At 30.0% G+C, this 20,121-nt stretch carries 16 protein-coding genes and 1 pseudogene; 7 read left to right on the top strand and 10 right to left on the bottom strand.

The genetic code is table 11. From position 1 onward, the window contains the following. Positions 1-190: 190 nt before the first annotated feature. The 4 genes from AAHM86_RS00755 (at position 191) to AAHM86_RS00740 (ending at position 11,192) form a co-directional block, all read left to right on the top strand. Positions 191-2,287 (top strand): tetratricopeptide repeat protein, encoded by a 2,097-nt coding sequence (locus AAHM86_RS00755; RefSeq protein ID WP_342267926.1) that lies wholly within the window; start codon positions 191-193, stop codon positions 2,285-2,287. 245 nt (positions 2,288-2,532) lie between these two features. Continuing rightward, complete coding sequence (locus AAHM86_RS00750) at positions 2,533-8,457, top strand: pentapeptide repeat-containing protein (RefSeq protein WP_342267925.1); 5,925 nt, start codon at positions 2,533-2,535, stop codon at positions 8,455-8,457. 228 nt (positions 8,458-8,685) lie between these two features. Then, positions 8,686-10,494, top strand: a complete 1,809-nt coding sequence (locus tag AAHM86_RS00745) for an AAA family ATPase (protein WP_342267924.1) — start codon at positions 8,686-8,688, stop codon at positions 10,492-10,494. Positions 10,495-11,051: 557 nt separating this feature from the next. Continuing rightward, positions 11,052-11,192 carry a hypothetical protein gene (locus AAHM86_RS00740; protein WP_342267923.1) on the top strand — a complete coding sequence of 47 codons (141 nt, stop codon included), beginning with the start codon at positions 11,052-11,054 and terminating at the stop codon, positions 11,190-11,192. Between the two features lie 195 nt (positions 11,193-11,387). On the opposite strand, the gene AAHM86_RS00735 is transcribed toward AAHM86_RS00740, so the two are convergent. Beyond that, positions 11,388-11,867: a hypothetical protein gene (locus AAHM86_RS00735; RefSeq protein ID WP_342267922.1), complete on the bottom strand. Its 480-nt coding sequence runs from the start codon at positions 11,865-11,867 to the stop codon at positions 11,388-11,390. Between the two features lie 62 nt (positions 11,868-11,929). Then, positions 11,930-12,232: a transposase gene (locus AAHM86_RS00730; RefSeq protein ID WP_342267921.1), complete on the bottom strand. Its 303-nt coding sequence runs from the start codon at positions 12,230-12,232 to the stop codon at positions 11,930-11,932. 188 nt (positions 12,233-12,420) lie between these two features. Here AAHM86_RS00730 and AAHM86_RS00725 point away from each other — a divergent pair, with 188 nt between their 5' ends. Further along, on the top strand, positions 12,421-13,617 hold the full coding sequence (locus tag AAHM86_RS00725) for an IS3 family transposase (protein WP_342267920.1): 1,197 nt from the start codon (positions 12,421-12,423) through the stop codon (positions 13,615-13,617). A 93-nt stretch (positions 13,618-13,710) separates the two neighbouring features. On the opposite strand, the gene AAHM86_RS00720 is transcribed toward AAHM86_RS00725, so the two are convergent. The 8 genes and pseudogenes from AAHM86_RS00720 to AAHM86_RS00685 form a co-directional block, all read right to left on the bottom strand. Further along, the gene (locus AAHM86_RS00720; protein ID WP_342267919.1) at positions 13,711-14,382 is read right to left on the bottom strand and encodes a hypothetical protein; all 672 of its coding nucleotides are present in this window, start codon (positions 14,380-14,382) and stop codon (positions 13,711-13,713) included. Then, positions 14,339-14,797 (bottom strand): hypothetical protein, encoded by a 459-nt coding sequence (locus tag AAHM86_RS00715; RefSeq protein ID WP_342267918.1) that lies wholly within the window; start codon positions 14,795-14,797, stop codon positions 14,339-14,341. Before AAHM86_RS00715 ends, AAHM86_RS00720 begins: the two co-directional genes overlap by 44 nt. A 27-nt stretch (positions 14,798-14,824) precedes the next feature. Continuing rightward, entirely contained in the window at positions 14,825-15,424 is a 600-nt protein-coding gene (locus tag AAHM86_RS00710; RefSeq protein ID WP_342267917.1) for a hypothetical protein, read from the bottom strand. Positions 15,425-15,499: 75 nt separating this feature from the next. Further along, on the bottom strand, positions 15,500-15,940 hold the full coding sequence (locus AAHM86_RS00705; protein WP_342267916.1) for a hypothetical protein: 441 nt from the start codon (positions 15,938-15,940) through the stop codon (positions 15,500-15,502). Further along, positions 15,937-16,719: a hypothetical protein gene (locus AAHM86_RS00700; RefSeq protein ID WP_342267915.1), complete on the bottom strand. Its 783-nt coding sequence runs from the start codon at positions 16,717-16,719 to the stop codon at positions 15,937-15,939. The genes AAHM86_RS00705 and AAHM86_RS00700 overlap by 4 nt, the downstream gene beginning before the upstream one ends. A gap of 340 nt (positions 16,720-17,059) precedes the next feature. Continuing rightward, positions 17,060-17,275 carry a hypothetical protein gene (locus tag AAHM86_RS00695; protein ID WP_342267914.1) on the bottom strand — a complete coding sequence of 72 codons (216 nt, stop codon included), beginning with the start codon at positions 17,273-17,275 and terminating at the stop codon, positions 17,060-17,062. A 236-nt stretch (positions 17,276-17,511) separates the two neighbouring features. Next, positions 17,512-17,898: pseudogene (locus AAHM86_RS00690) on the bottom strand (helix-turn-helix domain-containing protein). 249 nt (positions 17,899-18,147) lie between these two features. Next, positions 18,148-18,426, bottom strand: coding sequence for an ATP-binding protein (locus AAHM86_RS00685; protein WP_342267913.1), 279 nt, complete (start codon positions 18,424-18,426; stop codon positions 18,148-18,150). A 614-nt stretch (positions 18,427-19,040) separates the two neighbouring features. Here AAHM86_RS00685 and AAHM86_RS00680 point away from each other — a divergent pair. Together AAHM86_RS00680 and AAHM86_RS00675 are read left to right on the top strand one after the other, a co-directional pair. Further along, positions 19,041-19,583, top strand: coding sequence for a biotin transporter BioY (locus AAHM86_RS00680; protein WP_342267912.1), 543 nt, complete (start codon positions 19,041-19,043; stop codon positions 19,581-19,583). Between the two features lie 52 nt (positions 19,584-19,635). After that, on the top strand, positions 19,636-20,082 hold the full coding sequence (locus AAHM86_RS00675) for an energy-coupling factor ABC transporter ATP-binding protein (RefSeq protein ID WP_342267911.1): 447 nt from the start codon (positions 19,636-19,638) through the stop codon (positions 20,080-20,082). Positions 20,083-20,121 lie beyond the last annotated feature (39 nt).

The raw sequence follows: 20,121 nt of genomic DNA, 5'->3' as shown, positions 1-20,121 counted from the left end.
AATAAAACTTGCCAGTAACTTAAACATTAACTTGAATAAGGCTATAGATGCGAGCGATTATCTTACTAATTTATTTGGAAGTAAAGATTTTAACTACATATGTAATTCTGACCAAAGCCTATTACAGGAATTATTGTGAATACTAAGATAATTATGATCATAAACTTATTAAACAACAAGGAGTAAAATTATGAAAAATGAAATTCGTAACTTGCTTACGCAAGCTGACTATGAAAAACAACAAGGAAATATTGAAGTAGCAACAAAGACTTTAGACGAAGCTAAAAATCTTCTTCAAAATGTGGCTGGGATACAGAAATCTAATAGAAATGATACCTCAGGAGATACAAAAGAAATCATATATTTACATAAATACGGTAACATATTGTATGGAATCGAAGAATATGAGCAATCTTTAAAGTATTATAAAGAAATTGCTGAAAAACAATTTAAGCCTAAAGTGAATATATATAAAGCTCTAGGAGATTGTTTACGTAAACTTACTAGGTATGATGAGGCACTTGAACAATATGATAAGAGTCTTAAAGAATATAAATATGATAGGTCAGCAAGTTCAGAGGATAAAGCTGCTGTTTACAATAGCATTGGACTAACTTACGTGGTTGAAGCACAAAATGAGGAGGCTCTTAAAGCTTTTGAAGATGCAATTAATGCTAGAACTAAAAACCCCAATCCTCTATATTATTGTAATAAAGGAAGCATACTTCTAAGTATTATAGGTAGAAAAGAAGAAGGTCTAAACTGCTTTAACGAAGCAGTTACATTAGTTAACAAAGGTAAAATAGAAGGATTAACTAAGCAGAACATTACTTATATCACAGAGATTTTAGCTCCTTACATAGAACTAGAAAATAAAGTTAAAGGAATACAAACAAAATTTGGGGGAATACAAAGCAAAGCAGATGCTGAACAATTGCACGAACTTCAAGAACAATATAACAAGCTTCAAGAAAATCATAATGAGCTAGTAGAAATTGTCAAAAATAATACGTTAAAGCAAGAAGATCATAATGAATTAGTTGAAGCACGCAATATGGAATTGACCAAAAAAATTAATAAGGTAGCAACAGATGTACAATTATTAGATGAAGGTTTACAAGTAGTAGTGGAAGGATTACAAGTAGCAACGGAAAACATAGTAGAGATTAAAGAACAATTAATTAGTTTTGTAACAAAAGATGAGTTTGAGAAATTAAAATCAACTTCCACTGAAATTACCAACTTATTTGATAATAAGGTTGAAATAATTATAACAGAGCTGGATGGACAAAAGAAGATGATAGTTCATATTGACGATACTTTAACTAAAGCTAATGTAGGTACTGAGGTGGAAATTAAGGAAAAATTTGAGTTATTAGAAAAAGAATATGGTTCAGAGGTGTGCGAATATGCTACTAAGTTTTACTGTACTTTAAGCGATTGCTTACTTGCATATAAATTGATAAGCACTGGTTTAATAAAAGGAAAGGGAGACGATTATAGTTCAATAATAAAAAAGATATCTGACGGCTTAGGTTTATCTGGCAAGTTTTTTCCACCACTTGGAATTGCAGGAGGAGGAATAGGTGTTATAAATGGTTTTTATGAAAAATATACTGAAGTTAAGTTAGTTCGGACGGCAAAAAAAGTAGCTGATAGTATATCTGGTTTTATCCTTCCAAAAGATTTAGATATGGCACTAGCAAGTTCAGCAATTGACATTGCTAAAATTAAAGCTTCAAACGTAATATTATCTAAAGAAAAAAAGCCTGAAGGAATTGATAAAGCAAAAGAATGGTTAAGTAAGGTATTAGACAAACTAGAATTAAAAATTACTAAAATACCGAGTGTATCAAAAAACGAGGTAAGTAAGATGGTTTTGGAAGATGTAGTGCTATTTATTTATAGTATCGTTAAATCTGATGACCAACTTGTGGGAAATAATGAAGATGTTAATATATTAGGTCAGAAAATAGTGGCTCAGTTTAAAAATGACGTTGGAATTAAACAGTTATTAAACGAACTATACAACAAGGCTAATCCTAACGCTGAAACAACAAAACAGGTTCATTTTTTAAATGAAGTGGTTTACGACAACCCTTTATTAAATAATTTAGGGTTAATGAAAGATGTAACCAAATTATGGGGAGGTAACTTTAATGAGGTGTTAAAGTTAAGTAAGGAATTAAATCCATATTTAATAGAAGAGGCAATAGAAAATAACGACCCTTTTATTGTATTAGGTGGTTTACTAAGTTTAGCAGATAATAGTAGTGAATGTATTTGAGTAGAATCCTTGCTGAATAAGAGAGGGATTCTATTGAGTCTCGCTTTCAAAAGATGTGGGTATATGATTTTGCAAAAGTCAGGATTTGATCTGATAGATACTGTAAAATCACCCTCTGATTGTCAGTTAAGTTTTGACTGTCAGATGAATATTCAAGTGTACTAATCAAATACGAATACTGTTACAATTTTAATAAAAATATAAAGACTTTCATATAAATTAACTACTATAGCTGGGGTACGAATATGTCTAAAGAACAAATGCAAGAAGTTGTTCTAGTACTAGTAGGAGGGAAAATAACAAATATAAATGAAGTAAAAACTACTTTAGATTCAAAAGATATAAGTAATGAAAAGAAATTTAATCTGCTGGAACAAGTACTAAGTGATCCATCCCTAGATAAGTATGAGAAACTGGATTTAGGAATAAAATACCTAAATAATTTAAAGAATCCTAAGGCTGAAAAGTATATATCTGCTTCAAATAAGATCATGGAAAAGTTGCATAAGGCTTTTCAGGGAGACGAATTATATAAACCATGGGTACGTTATTTTGATGTATCATGTAAGGTTGAAGCAGAATCTATAAAAGGAGCAGAACGTAACATATTCATAAGTGGTATAAGTATACTAGTACAAGAATTGCTATTTGAGAATGAAAATGACCAAATAGACTGGCGAATAACAAAGAAAATGCTTGAAGTAGGCGATATCTTGTTTGAAGAAGATTCAATAGATATTTTACAAGAAGATTTATTTAAGCCAATTAAAGCCGAAATAGAAAAAGCAATTGAGTTTCTTTTATGGAAAGACCCAAACATTGCTGTTGATAGTACTAAGCTAACTACTGATACACTAAAAACCCTAAAAAATCATTTTAGTGATCAGAATAAATTTAATCAACTGAAGGAAGCAATTTTAACTAGCAGATTTGATAAAGAGGAGTTTAATTTACCTAGTACAGTGATTATGGGTGAAGATGGTGGTATGTATTTGCTGTTAAATAACCTAAGTGATAATGAACAAGTTATTAAAGAAGTTGCTAGCAGTGATTACCTAAAAGATAAGTTACAAGGAGGAAAACAACAGATTACAATTGGTAAAGGTGGTTTTGGTACAGTAAGGTTTGCTTTAAGCTTATTTGATGCTAAATCCAAGCCTGGTGATTTGATTTGTATCAAAAAGACTAAAAGTATTAACTCTCTAGAGCCATCTTATGAACAAATTATTGACACAACCCTTAGAGATTATTTTACCAATGATGTAGCAGATATAATATATGCACCAAGTGTTTTTGATATGGCGTTGGTTACTGATAGAAATGTAGGGCAGAATCATCGTAAAGGATATTTGATGATGGAAGTGCTACCACAAAATACAGCAACTAAAGTGTTTGCAAATCCAAACTACCAAAAGTGGGAATATCAAAAACCTTATCTATTAGATGTGTTTCAAAAAACACGAGATTTATTAGGGCAGAATGTTGCAATGACAGATCTAAAGCCAGATAATACTCTTTATGATACAGATACAAGGAAGGCGACAATCATTGATCTTGGTGGAATAGTTAAAATTGACAAAGAAGAAGAGAAAACAAAATTTAATATCTGTAAATATTTTTTTCAACACACAAAAGAGTTTAGTGCTCCAGAATTACAACAAGACAAAGGAATTATTGATGTTGAGACAGCCTTGTCATTTGCTTGTGGCAGAATTATAGAAGATATTACAAAAGTCACAGATATTGATCATGATCAAGTTAAAGTCTTAGTTAACAGCTTAATACAACAGACACCAGAAAATAGGAGTTCAATTAAAGACGCTATCAAAGGAGTAAAAAAAATTGGTGATGACAATTATAAAAAAAATATTATTTTTACCCACTATATCAATAAAATCAAAGAACGACTTAAAAGTAATAAATCATCGATAAGTATTAATGAAGATATAGAAAACTTAATAAGTGATATAGAGGTAAGAAAGTTAGTCAGCAATCAAAATATAGAAAATACTAAAAATTTATACATAGAACTTTATAGTACCGGACTTGATCCATATAGGTATGCCAAGTTAAAAACCGATATTTTATCCAGTAAAATAGATAATTTTTGGGGCAGTCAAAAAGAGGTAATGTTACTGCTTGGCGTAGCTGGTGCTGGTAAAAGTATCACTCTACAATTAAAGTTTATTGAGGCAGTAAAAAACTGGAAGATTGGTGACCCACTTCCAATATATTTTAATTTGGCTAGTAATATTGATTTAGTTAAAATCATAGATTCTATTAATAATGCACTAGGTACTAATCTTAAACTTAATGATCTTAAAAATGCCCATTTGTATATTGATAGTTTTGACGAAGGATTAGGAATTGCTACTAGTCGTGAAGTATTAATTAAGGATTATATTAAAAAGTTAGAAAATCCTAAAATATTAATTTCTTGTAGAACAGACTACTTACCAAGTAATAATGATTATAATTGGTTTATGCCTGAGTCAAAGCAACTTGAAGTTTGTTATATTGCTCCTATTAATTATAGTGATGAACAAAAATTAGAAGACTATGTAAGCCAATATGTTAAATATGTTGATAAGTGTAACAATGATCCAGATCATGATGAAAAATATTATTTAGATAGAATTGCTAAATTAAAAATAGAACCAATGATTGATACTGGTTTTATGTTTACAATTGTGATGCAAACAATACCTTCAATACATATACCTTCAACGGAAGAAAAACCTATTACCAGACAAGATATTTATGATGAATATCTTAAAATTCAGCAAGGCACGCTAGTAGAAGAGTTACACAAAAATCAACAAGACGAAATGCTCAAATTATTGCTAGACCTTAATATAGACCATAAAAAAACCCCTCAGGAACTAGAATTAAATCAACTGTTAAAAGAGCTAGGTAAATACATAGCTATGCAGCTACATTTACCAAATGAATTTAGGATTAAAGATGACAGTGAGTTATTTAAGGCTTTTGGATATGAAGAATCAACTTTATTCACGCAACAAGCATTATATCATATACTAAAGCTTCTACCGCTAAAAATTGAAACTAAAACTTCAGCGTCTAAAGTTCAAATAAAGCAAGAAGTAGAAATAGGATTTGCCCATGTTATATTTAAAAATTATTATTTATTTGAAGTAATTAAAGATGAAGTTGAAAAATCTGAAAAAAGTGAGATACTAGCTAGCCATAGCATAGTTAAAGATGTTGACCTCATTAAATTAATTGCAGAAGATTTAGTTTATGACAAGAATTTACAAAAATTTTTAAGACAAGCTGTCAAGGTAACTAAGCGAGATAAATCTGATGAAGCAGTAACTTTAGCAGCTAATAGTATAACATTACTGATAGCAGCACAGTATTCATTTTCTGGAGAAGATTTAAGTAATATATCAATCAAAGGAGCAAACATTAGAAATGGGATTTTTCAATATGTAGATTTTAGCAATGCGGATTTAACTGAAGTTAATTTAACTAATACAAATCTAGTAGGTGCTAAGTTTATTGGTACTAATATGACAGATATTAAGTTATCAATACATCCTGATTTAGAGCATAATGCTCCTGTATACTGTTTAAGTTATTCCCCTGATGGTAAATATCTTGCTTCAGGTTCTACTGATAACACAGTAAAAATATGGGATGCTAAGAATGGTAAGTTACTCCAAAATCTAGAAGGACACACTTGGTACATCAAGTGTATAAGATATTCCCCTGACGGCAAATATCTTGCCTCAGGTTCTACTGATAACACAGTAAAAATATGGAATGCTAAGGATGGTAGGTTACTCCAAAATCTAGAAGGACATACACGCTATGGTGTAAAGTATATAAGCTATTCCCATGATGGAAAACAGCTTGCCTCAGGTTCTTGTTATATGAACCCCATATTAGAAATATGGAATGTTGAGAATCCTGAGAATGATAAGAATGATAGATTAGTCCAAAATCTAAAGGGACATACGTGTATAAGCTATTCCCCTGATGGCAAATATTTTGCTTCGGGTTCTTTGGATAAAACAGTAATAACATGGGACATCGAGAATAGTAAATTATTCCAAACTTTAACAGGACACACCAGTGGTGTCAAATGTATAAGCTATTCCCCTGACGGCAAGTATCTTGCCTCAAGTGAAGCTCACACTATAAAAATATGGAATGCTGAGAACGGTAACTTATTCCAAAATCTAAATGAACAGACCGATGTAGTTCGTGATATAAGGTATTCCCCTGATGGTCAATACCTTGCCGTCTCAAGTGTGATAGATAACACAGTAAAAATATGGAATGCTACAAATGGTAAGTTACTCCACAATTTAGAAAAACACATGTATGTTGTCACGTGTATAAGCTATTCCCCCGATGGTCAATACCTTGCCTCAGGTTTTCAGGATAACATAGTAAAAATATGGGATGCTAAAAATGGTAGCTTACTCCAAACTTTAATAACACACCTAGGCAGGGTCGAGTGTATCAGCTATTCCCCTGATGGCAAATATCTTGCCTCAGGTTATTCGGATATACCAAGAGTAAAGATATGGAATATCAAGGATTATATGTTACTCCAAAATATAGCAGGACACAGCACCAATGTGATCAGGTGTCTAAGCTATTCCCCTGATGGCAAATATCTTGCCTCAGGTTCTGAGGATTGTACAGTAAAAATATGGAATGTTGAGGATGGTAGGTTACTCAAAGATTTCAAAGAACACACCAATATTGTATACTGTCTAAGTTATTCCCCTGATGGTAAATATCTTGCTTCAGGTTCTTATGATAAAACAGTAAAGATATGGGATGTTGAAAATAGTAGATTACTCAAAGAGATCAGAGAACACACCGACATTGTTGAGTGTATAAGCTATTCCCCTGATGGCAAATATTTTGCTTCGGGTTCTTTGGATAAAACAGTAATAATATGGGACATTAAAAATGGTAGGTTACAAAATTTAAAGGGACATGCTTGGAGTATCAAGTGTATAAGCTATTCCCCTGATGGGCAGTATCTTGCTTCAGGTTCTTATGACCACACAGTAAAAATATGGAATGTTGAGGATGGTAGGTTACTCTATAATCTAACAAAACATACCGATACTGTTGAGTGTATAAGCTATTCTCATGATGGTAAATATCTTACCTCATGTTCTTGTGATAAAACAGTAAGAATATGGAATGCTACAAATGGTAAGTTACTCAAAACTCTAGAGGGATACTCCAACGGTCCTCAGCGTGTAAGCTATTCCCCTGATGGTCAATACCTTGCTTTATGTTCTAATGACAATACAGTAAAAGTATGGTATATTAAGGATTGGTATTGTGTTAAATTTTTTAGTTTACTAAAAAATCTAGAAGAATCCACTACTAGTGGTAGGTGTCTAAGCTATTCCCCTGATGGTCAATACCTTGCCTCAGGTTCTTCGGCAATAAAAATATGGGATATTAAAAATGGTAGGTTACTTAAACATCTAACAGGACACATTGCTGAAATCAGTTGTATAAGCTATTCCCCTGATGGTAAATACCTTGCCTCAGGTTCTGATGATGCAACATTAAATATATGGGAGAAAAGAACCAATCTACAATCAAAGAAAGTTGTATGGCATCTAATAAAAGAAATATCAGCATCTGAATCTCCTTTATTAGTAGAGGATGTAACTATTGAAAACACTGTTATATCCACTAAAAACCAAAGAGTTTTTGAGCAAAAAGGAGCTAAAGTGGCTGATAATGTAATAGGTAGTCGAGAGAATAAAGCAGTTAACCTTAACAAAGATAATGCTTCCAAAAAAATTAATAATAAAAAGCCACATACTTTCTTAGAAAAAAAATTAGATGCTGCTACTGAACAAAAAGCATTAAAGTTAGTAAAAGTTAAAAGTAAGTTTATAAAAGAACCTATTAAAGTAGATATTTCAACTCAAAATGATTATACATCAGTTAATGTACTAGAGGGCATTAAGTATGATAATCCATTACTTAATAACTCGGTATTACTTAAGAAACTTGCTAGTAACTTAAACATTAACATAAATAAGGCTATAGACGCGAGCGATTATCTCACTAATTTATTTGGAAGTAAAGATTTTAACTACATATGTAATTCTGACCAAAACTTGTTACAGGAATTATTGGGGAATTATTGTGAATACTAAGGTAATTATGATCATAAACTTATTAAACAACAAGGAGTAAAATTATGAAGTATAAAGAAAAAATTCTTGAGTTTAAATTACCTAATAGACTCCTAATTTTCCAAAATTAGGTTTGACTTCAATATTGATAAAAAATAGTATGATTAGCAGAAATTTTACTAATATCTATTAGTGGATAATAAAACAGGTGTATAATGATATTATAGTCAATAGAAACTCGTAAAAATAATGACAGAAAAAAAGAGCAAAAATAATATTAATTATCAACCAAAGATGTTAGTGGGTAGTGATGACTTCTATGATCTGCTAATTAATAGCGATATATTCGTTGATAAAAGTTTAATGATCAAGGAATTATTAGAAGATAGCGGTAAAGTCACCCTAATTACTCGACCAAGACGTTGGGGTAAGAGCTTGAACATGGATATGATTAGGAGATTCTTAGAAATCGAAATAGATGGACAGGGAAATCCATTAGCACTAGAGTATCAGAACAATATCAAATTGTTTGTTGGTGGAAAAGTAGATTCAGGCTTTGGTGAGACTAAAATACTGAAACCGTTAAAAATTGCTAATATAACAAATGCTATGAAGCGTCAAGGTCAATTTCCTATTATTTCCATAAATTTTAAGGACGTTAAAGGTAGTAGTTATCAAGAAATTGAGAGTGGGATAAGGATAAATGTTAAAAATGCTTATGACCATCATAAATATCTAGAAAGTAGTGATAAACTTAGTGTAGAAGAAAAAAAGAATTTTCAAGATTATTTAACAGGTACAGATAAGGTAGAATTAGTGCAGTTGAAAATTAGTTTAGCTTTCTTAAGTAAACTACTGTTTAAGCACTTTAATCAAAAAGTTTATATATTGATCGATGAGTATGATACACCGATTAATAGTTCATATATTAAATTTGGTGATAAATCAGAAGAATTTGAACAAGTACTTGAACTATTTCGTGGCATATTTGGTAGTAGTCTAAAAACTAATCCTTACTTAGAAAAAGGTATAATTACTGGCATATTACGGGTTGCTAAAGCTAATTTGTTCTCAGACTTGAATAATGTTACTGAATATACCTTACTTGATGATGATTTCTCTAAGTTCTATGGTTTCACTCAAGCAGAGGTAGATGATTTGCTTACAAAAGTACCGCTTGACACTAATACTGAACAAATTAAGGATTGGTATAATGGTTATACATTTGGTGGAGAGGTAATTTACAATCCGTGGTCAATAATGCAATGTTTAGCACATAAAGGTAAGCTTGATTATTATTGGCTAGATAGTGGAGGCACAGGTCTTGTGGATAAAGCATTATTGTCAGACGAAATGCAGGAAGATTTACAGATCTTAGCTGCTGGAAAAAGTATTGTCTCACCTATTACTAAACAAATTAGTTTTGCTGATATTAACAAACCAGTAGGATTGCTCAGTTTATTACTGTTCAGCGGTTATTTAAACCCTACAGTTCAAAATTCAGAAGAAAATATATATGAATTGTCAGCACCAAATCGAGAAGTAAGATATATATATAAAGCAAGGATGCTCCAATGGGTTACTAGTCAGTTAAAAATTGATAGTTCTAGATATTACTCTTTTATCAGTTTATTAGCAGCAGGTAAAATAGAAGAATTTAAAGAACGGTTACAAGAATTGTTGGTAAATTCTACCAGTTTTTATCAAACGGGAGAAAAGAAGGCAGAGTTATTTTATAGTGGCTTTATGCTAGGACTTGTTAATATATTATCACCTAGCTACATAATAGCAAGTGAACAGGAGTCAGGAAGTGGAAGAGCTGATATTATCATGATTCCAAAATCTAGTAAAGGAGATAAGGCAATTATTATTGAGTATAAGATAGCTAAAAATGCAGAAGATTTAGCCTTGGTAGCCCAAATGGGATTAAAACAGATCATAGATAAGCAATACGATGTAAAAATAAGACAGTATCAATATGTTAAGCAAATACTAAAAATCTGCATGGCTTTTTGTGGTAAAAATATGGATTTACAATATCAGGTGACAGAACGCTAATTATTGCAATTATATTAATTAGTCTTCCCGTCAGAAATGCTAAGAATTAAGAATAAATCAAAAAATTAAAACCTTAACAAAAAATTTTTGCATAAAATTTGGGGATTTGATTTTTTGAAATAAATTTCTTGCTATAAAAAGCTAATCTTTTAGAAATTTTGACATGATGACTTGTTAACGACTTTATAATTATTTGATTAATTTTCTTTATTTGCTAATTTCTATGTAGACAGATTTGTTTTGAGAAGGTGATTAGCAATACATCGTAAGTTCAATCCTACAGCGGAAATTAACGGATTAACGATATCTCCTATTATTCCTTTTAAGTAGTTTCTGCCAACTCTACCATAACTTTTAAGATGTCCTATTATCGGCTCTATGGCCAACTCCTCCTCTTGATCATTGCCTTATCATCTGTGGAAGTTTCTTCTTGCAATGTGGGCTATACACCATAACTGTTGAAAGTTAAAAAAGGTGCCAAAATACAACTAAGGATTATATACAAATTAAGTTCATATAAATACGGAAAGTTGAATAATATACAAATATTAGAAATTATGAATTTAATAGATGAAGATAAAATAAATGAAGTAGATACATTATACAAAACAGATAGGTCATTGCTTGAGACAGAAATTATCAAAGATATAGTGTTATTTTGCAGCGGAGAGCCTAATCTTGTAAATTTAAAATTATAAATGTTAGATTATTATTTATGTATAATTTTTGGTTGCAATGAATTATAGTTTTTAACTTTCAACAGTTGTGGGCTATACACCTTGCCCTTCTCCTTAAAATTATTCCCCTTATACCCTAAGTCAACAAAGGTTCTTGCTACTTCGACTCCTGTTAATTTTTTTACAACCTCTACAGTCTGCGATAATGTATGACCATCATACGGATTGCCATGAAAAGACTTTGGACGCTAATACAAAATTACCTCGTCCACTTACCGCTATCGAAACCTTATTGCCAAACTCGTATGGCTTGTTTAATTTCCCTTTACCAATACACTCTACCTCCGGAGCATGAAAACTATATAATATTTTATTATCTTCTTTATATTGTTCTTTTTCTGCTTTACTCAGTATAGATTGTGCCTGTATCTTCTTTATCTTATTCAGTATTTCTTGTTGGTTTGCCAATAAACTTAATTTTGCTTTAGATATTTCTCGTTGACATATCCTAACTAAACGACCCAGCAACACTTTTAAATGCTTCATTATTTTCTTACGCTTTTTGGCTTTACTATTATCTTTATATTTCCATAATTTTAATATGTCTTTCTTATATTGTTTGGCATATGTTTCATTTAACTTGATGCCTAAAGCATGACATAACTTTACTAGCTCTATTCTTGCCTTATCCATCAAATATACATCATGTGGATACTTAATATTTTTAATTTGTACAGTAGTATCAACGATTATCGATGCTAAGTCTTTTTTTTTACTACACCAACTTTGCAGCCGATCCTTATCAGCTCCTTTAATATCTCATTATAGCCATCTTCTCCTAATATAGCACGAAACCGCCGGATACTAGATTCTGATATCTCAGCATCTTTATGCAAATATTCCCAACCACAAAAATACTGCCCATATACGTTCTCTCTTAGCTCTTCCTCAGAAGCTGCATCTGATAGGTTATAAATCGCTTGCAACATAGTCACCCCAAGTAACAGACGGTGACATTTGCGATTCCTACCAAATTTCTTTATATCAACATTTGCCAACAATCACTCCTCTAAACCAGACCAATTTATTAACGCTCTTAATTTATATAACTTATTATTAGGGTTTAATTCCTCGGTCAACTTATAACCAAGAAGTTGTCCTTTATAATGGATTGAAGAAAATGGACAAAAAAATAGAGTTAAAAGTTTCCTAATTAAGATAAAATAATAAGAAAAAATTAGGAGAAAAAATGACAAAAGAAAAAGTAAGAGTTTTTAGTGCTGAAGAAAAAACTAGGATAGTATTAGAAGTGCTGAAAGAAGAGAGTCCATTATCAGTGATAGCATCAAAATATGAGATAAACTCCAAGACAATTAGTAATTGGAAAAAACAATTTATATCAAATGCAGCATTGGCTTTTGAACCAGCAAAATTGGTAAGTAAATATCAGGAACAAATTAATATGCTGAAAGAACAAAATGATGAATTAGCGAAAACTCTTGGAAAAACAATAGTAGAGAGAGATTGGGCTGTGGGAAAGCTACAAAGCTTGGACTTATCAAATAGAAAAGAACTTGTCGATTCCAAGCTAGCAATGTTACCAAAGACAAGGCAATATGAATTATTAAAGATTAATCGTTCTTCAATGTACTATAAAGCAAAACCATTTAGTGGGTATAACTTAAATATTTTAAATAAAATAGATGAAATATATACTGATTATCCTGAATTTGGTTATCGTTATATCCATAGACAATTATTAGAAGATGGCTTGGTTATTGGTAAGGATCGGGTTCTAAAATATATGAACATGATTGGCATAGAGGCTATTTATCCAAAGAGGAAAAAGTTAACATCTGGAAAAGATAAACAGCATAAAATTTATAGTTATTTGCTTGATAAATATTGGTCTAATCTAGGTACAAGTAAAACTGTAGATGTACCTAACGCTAACGAGGTTTGGAGCAGAGATATCACTTATGTTAGAACTAATTCGGGATTTATGTACATGGCGGCAATTATAGATTGGCATAGTAGAGCTGTGTTGAGTTATAAATTGTCAAATAGTATGGATGTAAGTTTGGTAACTGAAGTATTGCATGATGCACTTAACAAATATCCTGCACCGCAGATATTTAATAGTGATCAGGGCAGTCAATATACTAGTCATGAACACATTGAAATTTTACAAGAGCATAACATTAAAGTTTCGATGAATAGTAAAGGAAGAAGTATTGATAATATAATTATGGAGAGATTTTTCCGAACTTTAAAATATAATTGTATATTTATTAATGATTTTAAAGATATTAAAGAGCTAAAGAGTGGTATTGATGATTACATCAATCACTATAATTATAGAAGATTCCATTCAAGTATTGGTTACAAAAAGCCTATGAATGTCTATCTAAATTCTATACAAAATTATGAACAAATTGCAGCTTGAAAAATGCAAAAATGGGAAACAACATTATTATTTTTTTGTCTTGATTTTTCAGTCCAGTATCGTTGCAACAAGGTCTATAAATCACACATTTTATTAGTTTTTACACTTACTCAAAAGATATATACTTCTAAAGTGGTTTTCACCAAATTTTTCTATGAGTTGGGTGCTAAATTTTATATACCAAAATTTATTTGGTAAATTGCAAGTTGCTTTTGCTGCAGCCCAATACAGGTAGCTTACTTCATCGACATTTTTCATATTGTCCCGATAATTGTTATAATATAATACTTCTGCTGAAGCATAGGACTCAGCTGCTTTCTCATTTTGACCAAGAGCCGCTAACGCATCTCCTTCAACAACAAAAGCTTTCGCCAAACGTATGTCTTGTAATTCTGTAAGATTAACATTTTTTTTAGTTGGATCATTAATGAATATATTTTTAGCTTTTTGAGCATATTCTAAAGCTTTCCTAATATTTCCTAATCCCAGTTCTGCTCTTGACATCTCAGTAAAGATTTGACCAAATACTTCATGGTCTTCCTTTTTAGATGGCTTATGCATATCATATAATTGTTCAACTTGAGCATGGGCTTCTTTATATTGTCCCAAAATATTTAACACCCCAGCTTTTAATAAATAAAGATGTGTAAGCAATAGATCATCTTGGTTTAATCCATTTTTTATACATGATTCCATAGTTTTATTAGCTTGTTCTAATGACTCAAGATATTTTCCCTGTATAAAAAAATAATCTAGCTTTAACAAAATACAGCATTGGTATATCTATTTTGTCAACAGAACCTTCATTAAACATCCGCTCGATAATTTGAGTATTTTTCTCTACCTCTTGCATATCCCCTAATACAATATTAGACATTGATAAATTGAAAAATACATTAAATTTTAAAGTATCATATCCTTGTACGTTATTTAATACTTCTTTTGCTCTTACTAAATATCCAATAGCTGTATTATTAGAACTTCTGTAATCTCCATATTGTCCATACTGTCCTATTATATATAAATACGCTGCGTATACCCGCTTTTCATTATTGTTCATTAACCATAACTTGAATTTTCCATCCTGATCATTTTTATTAAACCAACTAATTAGTTCTGTTACCTTATAAAAATCAAAAGAATTAATATATTTTATTATTAATTGTAAATTTAACTCCATAAGTTTATATACATTGATATTGTATTTTTATTCATTTTTTTTGATTATTTCAAGATTTTCAGACACTGTTTTTGCATTCCTAAAAATATGGGCTTTCACCACGCTACTTGGTATAGAGTTCATTAATTTAGTAACAATATCTTCTAAATAATTTTTATTATTCTTATCGCCATTTATCTCCATTATCTTATTAGCAATAACATCATGCATTTCAAAAACAGGATTGGTTTCATTTGGATCAGTATTAGAAATTAAAGCAAATTTAGACAGTTGATAAATATTATCATCAATAGTATTCTTGTCATCAGTAATAATTCTTAGTATATCCTTAGAAAAACCTTGGTTATTGATTAGTGCTATTTTATTTAGTAATTTTTTAGCATTTGGCTTTAATTCCTTAATTGCTAAAGTAATGTTTAATTTAATTTTATCAGCAGAATCTCGCATCTTCTTTTTATATTCTTCTTGATTTAAACCCGGTACTTGGTTCAATAATTGTACCCCCTGTACTATAAGGATAGGGTAACCAACAAATTCTTGTGCTAGAAATTCTGCTGATTTTGGATCATTATTTTTTAAAATATTATTGGCAAGAGTAATAGCATTTTGCTTATCAAATGCTGTCATTTTGACTATATTAGGTAATAGTTCACTATCTTGGGAAGCAAAAATAACATGACCATTATGTTCCCAATTAACAAATTATTGCACCTTATGATTTTCTTTGATCTTTAAATTATCAAATACTAGCAACCATTTATCCTTACTGGATAAATAAGCCATTAGTTCTTTTTTTACTAAGGTTATATCTTCTGATATTAGATTAGATTTAAAAGTACTATTAATAGTTTTTACTAGCTTTAACAATTCTTCATTAATATCTAAGTTACAGTCAATAAACCAAATAATATCATAATTCTGTTTGTTCTCATAAGAATACATTCTAGTAAGCTGAGTCTTCCCCATTCCACTAATACCTACTACACTGGCTTGTTTATATTTAGTTAAATTATTCTTGAGTAGAGTTAGTTGTTTGATGTGATTAATAAAATAAGTGACCGGTACAACAGAGTTGGATACTTGGTCTTGAGCAAGTGCAATACTAGACATAACTAATATTATTATTAATATATATTTCTTCATTTTTTCTTTCTGATACTATTCGCATATTTAGTAAAATCTAACACTTGTTTTTGTACTGATTTATCTATTATTATAGGATAAGTAATTTCAACTATATTAGATTCGTCATTAGAAGATATACTGTACTTAAACTTATGCTCCTTTAGAGATTTGAATATTTTACGACAACTAAGTAGAAATACATCCATATATTCTAACACTATAGTTTCAGACAAATCCACCATTCTTTTTTCGTTTAAAGGAAAACTGTCATATTTAATAATAACTTTCTTGTTAGTAAAACTTATTTCCATTATTTTAGGAATTTCACTCTGCCTATCCATAAATTCCATTAAATTAAAAATAAGGCTAAAAATTAACTGATAAAAAACTTCGGTCATACAATTAACATTAATTGTGTCTATATTAGTTTGTACCTTTAAGGCTATTGTAATGAAATAAGGAGAAAAATATTCTTCTAAATACTTAGTTAAAATTACTATATCTATTTTTTCAGGAGATGTATCGTATAAGCACATTGGAAATAAATAGTTACTTGGGGATATATTCTGAATTATTTTCTTATCACTTATACCCATTTCTTGCTTGATATACATCTCGGTTGCTTTTTTTATAAAGAGCTTCTTTAGTTTTTGATTAATTTTTTTGTTGCTCAACAATGTACTATTAATCTTTTTTTCTTCGTATAAATCACGCTCTAATATATAAAGTCTCTCTTCCCTTGTTTTTTTTATTCTGAGGTAAACATACAAAAACAATGAGCAAATTAAAAAAGTCAAAACTACAGTTATAAAAGTATATTGGTACACTTTATTGTTGTTTAAAAGATAAAATTTAGAATTTTTGTTAATTCCTACTTTTATGGTCAAAACTGTGTTTAAATCAATTTGATAATCTTTTTTTACATTTAAATTTTTTTTATAGTCTAGACCAAATGCAACAGTATAATCATTGATTATGATTGCATAACCTATGTAATGGGGAAATATTTTATTTAAATTATCCCTTAGTTCTTGTAAATCAAATATAAACTGCTCTGCTGAATTTTTAATAGAAATTGTATATGGTGTGGTTTTTATTGTATTTTCGCTTATAACATTATTTGTTCTTGAAAAATTTTTAAATAAAAAAAGGTTTTATTATACTAGATTTGTTGAAGACTGTTGTCAAATCATGAGATAATAAACTACCAACACTATCTAAATAACCAGCAAGCATTAATTTTTCCTTTTCTTTTTGTAGATGTAAAAGGTAAATATAAAAACCAATATTAAAAAATAAAAAAACAATAATAGCAATAATGAACGATTTGAATTGCTGTATTAATTGTTGCATGATATTAGTTTGAACCAAACTTGTACTCAATCTATCTATTGCTCTTCAAACTCAAACCTCATATAGATGGCAATAACATGTATTCATAATCTAGGCATATTTTCGTCTATATGCATTTAAAAATCATATCCGACTTAATTTTAACAAGATATACTAATTGTTGTAAATCTTGTGTCTGTTTATTGCTTTCTCTTATTCCATGTCTTGTTTTTCAAGCACTATTACTAATTATAAGTTTATGATGTTTCAACTTCTTTAGTAATCAAAGATCGTATCAATGCATTAACAGCTTGCTGTTGCTCTGAACTACGAATTTTCATAAAATTCCTTGAAACTTCTATACATATACTATGATTTTCAACAAATACTGGCTGTACAATATCAGCATCTTCTAAATCTTTATAAAAATACTCTATATTTTTATCTAGTGCTTTAGCAATAAGAACTAGTCTACCTATTGATATTCTATTAATGCCTCTTTCGTATTTTTATAACTGCTGCCCCGTTACTTCTAGTATATCCGCTAGTTGTTGTCGTAACACCCCTTTAGCAAGTCTTAGAGAATAAATCTTTTCTCCAATAAGTTGATCGATCTTCTGTAAACAATCATTTTTTCTTAATATCATTTTTTTAACATTGATGGTATCATATCTTACAAAGCCTTCATTATACTTTTCAAGTTTTCTAAGATTATGCTATGATAAGTTACTTAGCGTGTCAATAATTTAATTTATTATTATAAAAGTAACCTTATTTTTGCCTTTGATATATCACTAATTTGTTGTTTGTCATAATTCCTCCAAATTTTAGGCTTGTCAATATATATATTTATACTTTTTTTCAAATTAACGATGATTCCTTTCGCTTGTTACCTAGTAATATCGATTATTTTTGCTCCTTGGGTCTGTGTCGTAGTATTGTGGTACATAACCTAATTCATCTACTACAATCAGATGGAATCTCTTAACTGAATCGATGAATTTGCTTTCATAATTATGCGTTTTAGCATTAAGCAATTGGCTAGCTAATACATTTAAAGTATAAAATCTTACCCTGTAATTTCTTTCAATTGCAGTGAACGCTAAGCCAATTGCTAGATGAGTTTTTGCAGAACCACCTATGAGCATGATATTCTGATGATTATCAATCACTTTTTATATATCAATATTCTCTAAATTTTAATTTAGATTCGATTAGAATTTAAATTAAAAAGTGCCTAAATTAACTAATTTTTAATGTGGTTAGGGGGGCAATAGTTCATTACAATAGGGGGGCAAAACCTGATTACAATTTACATGCAACTTGCATGTTTGCAAGCTGTACTTTAGTATTTTTTATTTGTAATGTATGCATAACAATTGTATCTCTTACTTCAGCTATCGCTTCAAAAGTATTACAACTAGTATATGCTTAGAGTCAAGTTTAGTATCTATTCACGACCCCGACCAAAATTTAACTATAGGATAATGTCATATAAGTTTTTTAAATTTAAGATTGCGGTTTTTGCGTCTTTAGGGTGAGTTTTTGAATATAAAATAGACTAATGATTAAATTTTGACCGGTGTCGTGAATGGATACCAAGTTTAAGGAATCACACGTTTTGTCACGGTTAAAGAAGTTTATAATCACTTCCTTCTTACTTTTCAAATACTTTTTCTTACGTCGAACTAAGGTTATTTAATAATTAAAAAGCTTGATTATTAAATAAAAATGATATATTTGATTTATAAAGTTACTTGCTAAATGAAATTGAAGATATAAATTAATGAATACTCAGGATATAGTTTGCATAGCTCTTTTTGCTGCAATTACGGCTGCATTAGGTATCATACCTAGTATCGTAATTTCTGTTATTGGTGTTCCTATAAGTGTACAATCTCTAGGAGCTATGCTTTCTGGCAGTATTTTAGGAGCTAAAAGAGGAGCTTTATCTCAAATTCTTTTTCTAGGAATAGTATCACTTGGTCTTCCAGTTCTTGCTGGTGGGCATGGAGGCTTAGGATCAATTTTAGGACCGAGTGGTGGATTTCTTTTAGGATGGCCGATTGCAGCGTTTGTTATTGGTTTTTTATTTAAAAAAAATTGGTCTAATTTAACTAATATTAGTGCTTTTATATATATAATAATTGGAGGCATACTAATTATGTATATTATAGGTATTTTATGGCTTAATATAATTATTAATATTTCTATAAATCAAGCTCTTATTGGAAGTATGATATTCATCCCAGGAGATATTATTAAAGCAATTATTGCTACTACTATAGCAATGGTAGTAAAACGTTCTTACCTTATAATACAAGATTAAGTTTTTATTTTATAATTTTAATATTAGTAAAAGTATAAGCTATAAAGTCTATATGATAAAAATTGAAAATGTTAGTTATAGTGTTAATAATTATGACATTTTATCAAATATAAGTTTAATATTAGGTGAAAGAAAAATTGGTATAGTCGGAGCAAACGGTAGTGGAAAAAGTACATTTGCAAGACTCCTTAATGGCATTAAACTACCTACTACTGGACTTGTAACAATTGATGGTTTAGATACACGTAAATTTGGTAAAGAAATAAGACGTAAAGTTGGATTTGTATTTCAGAATCCAGACAATCAAATTGTTTTTCCAATAGTTGAAGAAGACCTTGCTTTTGGTTTAAAAAATCTTGGTTACAATAAAGATAAGATTGAGCAAAGTATAAATTCAATCTTATCCTTATATAATATACATAATTTGCGTAAATCTCCATCTCATCTTCTTAGTGGTGGACAAAAACAATTATTAGCTATTGCCGCCCCGGGGTATTAGTTATGAAACCTGATTACATAGTATTTGATGAGCCTACGA

The organism is Candidatus Tisiphia endosymbiont of Empis tessellata (assembly GCF_964031035.1).
Lineage (GTDB): Bacteria > Pseudomonadota > Alphaproteobacteria > Rickettsiales > Rickettsiaceae > Tisiphia.
The sequence above is the reverse complement of the archived record's forward strand: the minus strand, read 5'-3'. Positions and strand labels throughout refer to the sequence as shown.

Coding starts and splice junctions, on each gene's coding strand:
- AAHM86_RS00755 (WP_342267926.1), top strand. CDS start 191: ATGAAAAATGAAATTCGTAACTTGCTTACGCAAGCTGACTATGAAAAA.
- AAHM86_RS00750 (WP_342267925.1), top strand. CDS start 2,533: ATGTCTAAAGAACAAATGCAAGAAGTTGTTCTAGTACTAGTAGGAGGG.
- AAHM86_RS00675 (WP_342267911.1), top strand. CDS start 19,636: ATGATAAAAATTGAAAATGTTAGTTATAGTGTTAATAATTATGACATT.
- AAHM86_RS00715 (WP_342267918.1), bottom strand. CDS start 14,797: ATGGAGTTAAATTTACAATTAATAATAAAATATATTAATTCTTTTGAT.
- AAHM86_RS00745 (WP_342267924.1), top strand. CDS start 8,686: ATGACAGAAAAAAAGAGCAAAAATAATATTAATTATCAACCAAAGATG.
- AAHM86_RS00710 (WP_342267917.1), bottom strand. CDS start 15,424: ATGACAGCATTTGATAAGCAAAATGCTATTACTCTTGCCAATAATATT.
- AAHM86_RS00695 (WP_342267914.1), bottom strand. CDS start 17,275: ATGCAACAATTAATACAGCAATTCAAATCGTTCATTATTGCTATTATT.
- AAHM86_RS00725 (WP_342267920.1), top strand. CDS start 12,421: ATGACAAAAGAAAAAGTAAGAGTTTTTAGTGCTGAAGAAAAAACTAGG.
- AAHM86_RS00680 (WP_342267912.1), top strand. CDS start 19,041: ATGAATACTCAGGATATAGTTTGCATAGCTCTTTTTGCTGCAATTACG.
- AAHM86_RS00740 (WP_342267923.1), top strand. CDS start 11,052: ATGAATTTAATAGATGAAGATAAAATAAATGAAGTAGATACATTATAC.
- AAHM86_RS00705 (WP_342267916.1), bottom strand. CDS start 15,940: ATGAAGAAATATATATTAATAATAATATTAGTTATGTCTAGTATTGCA.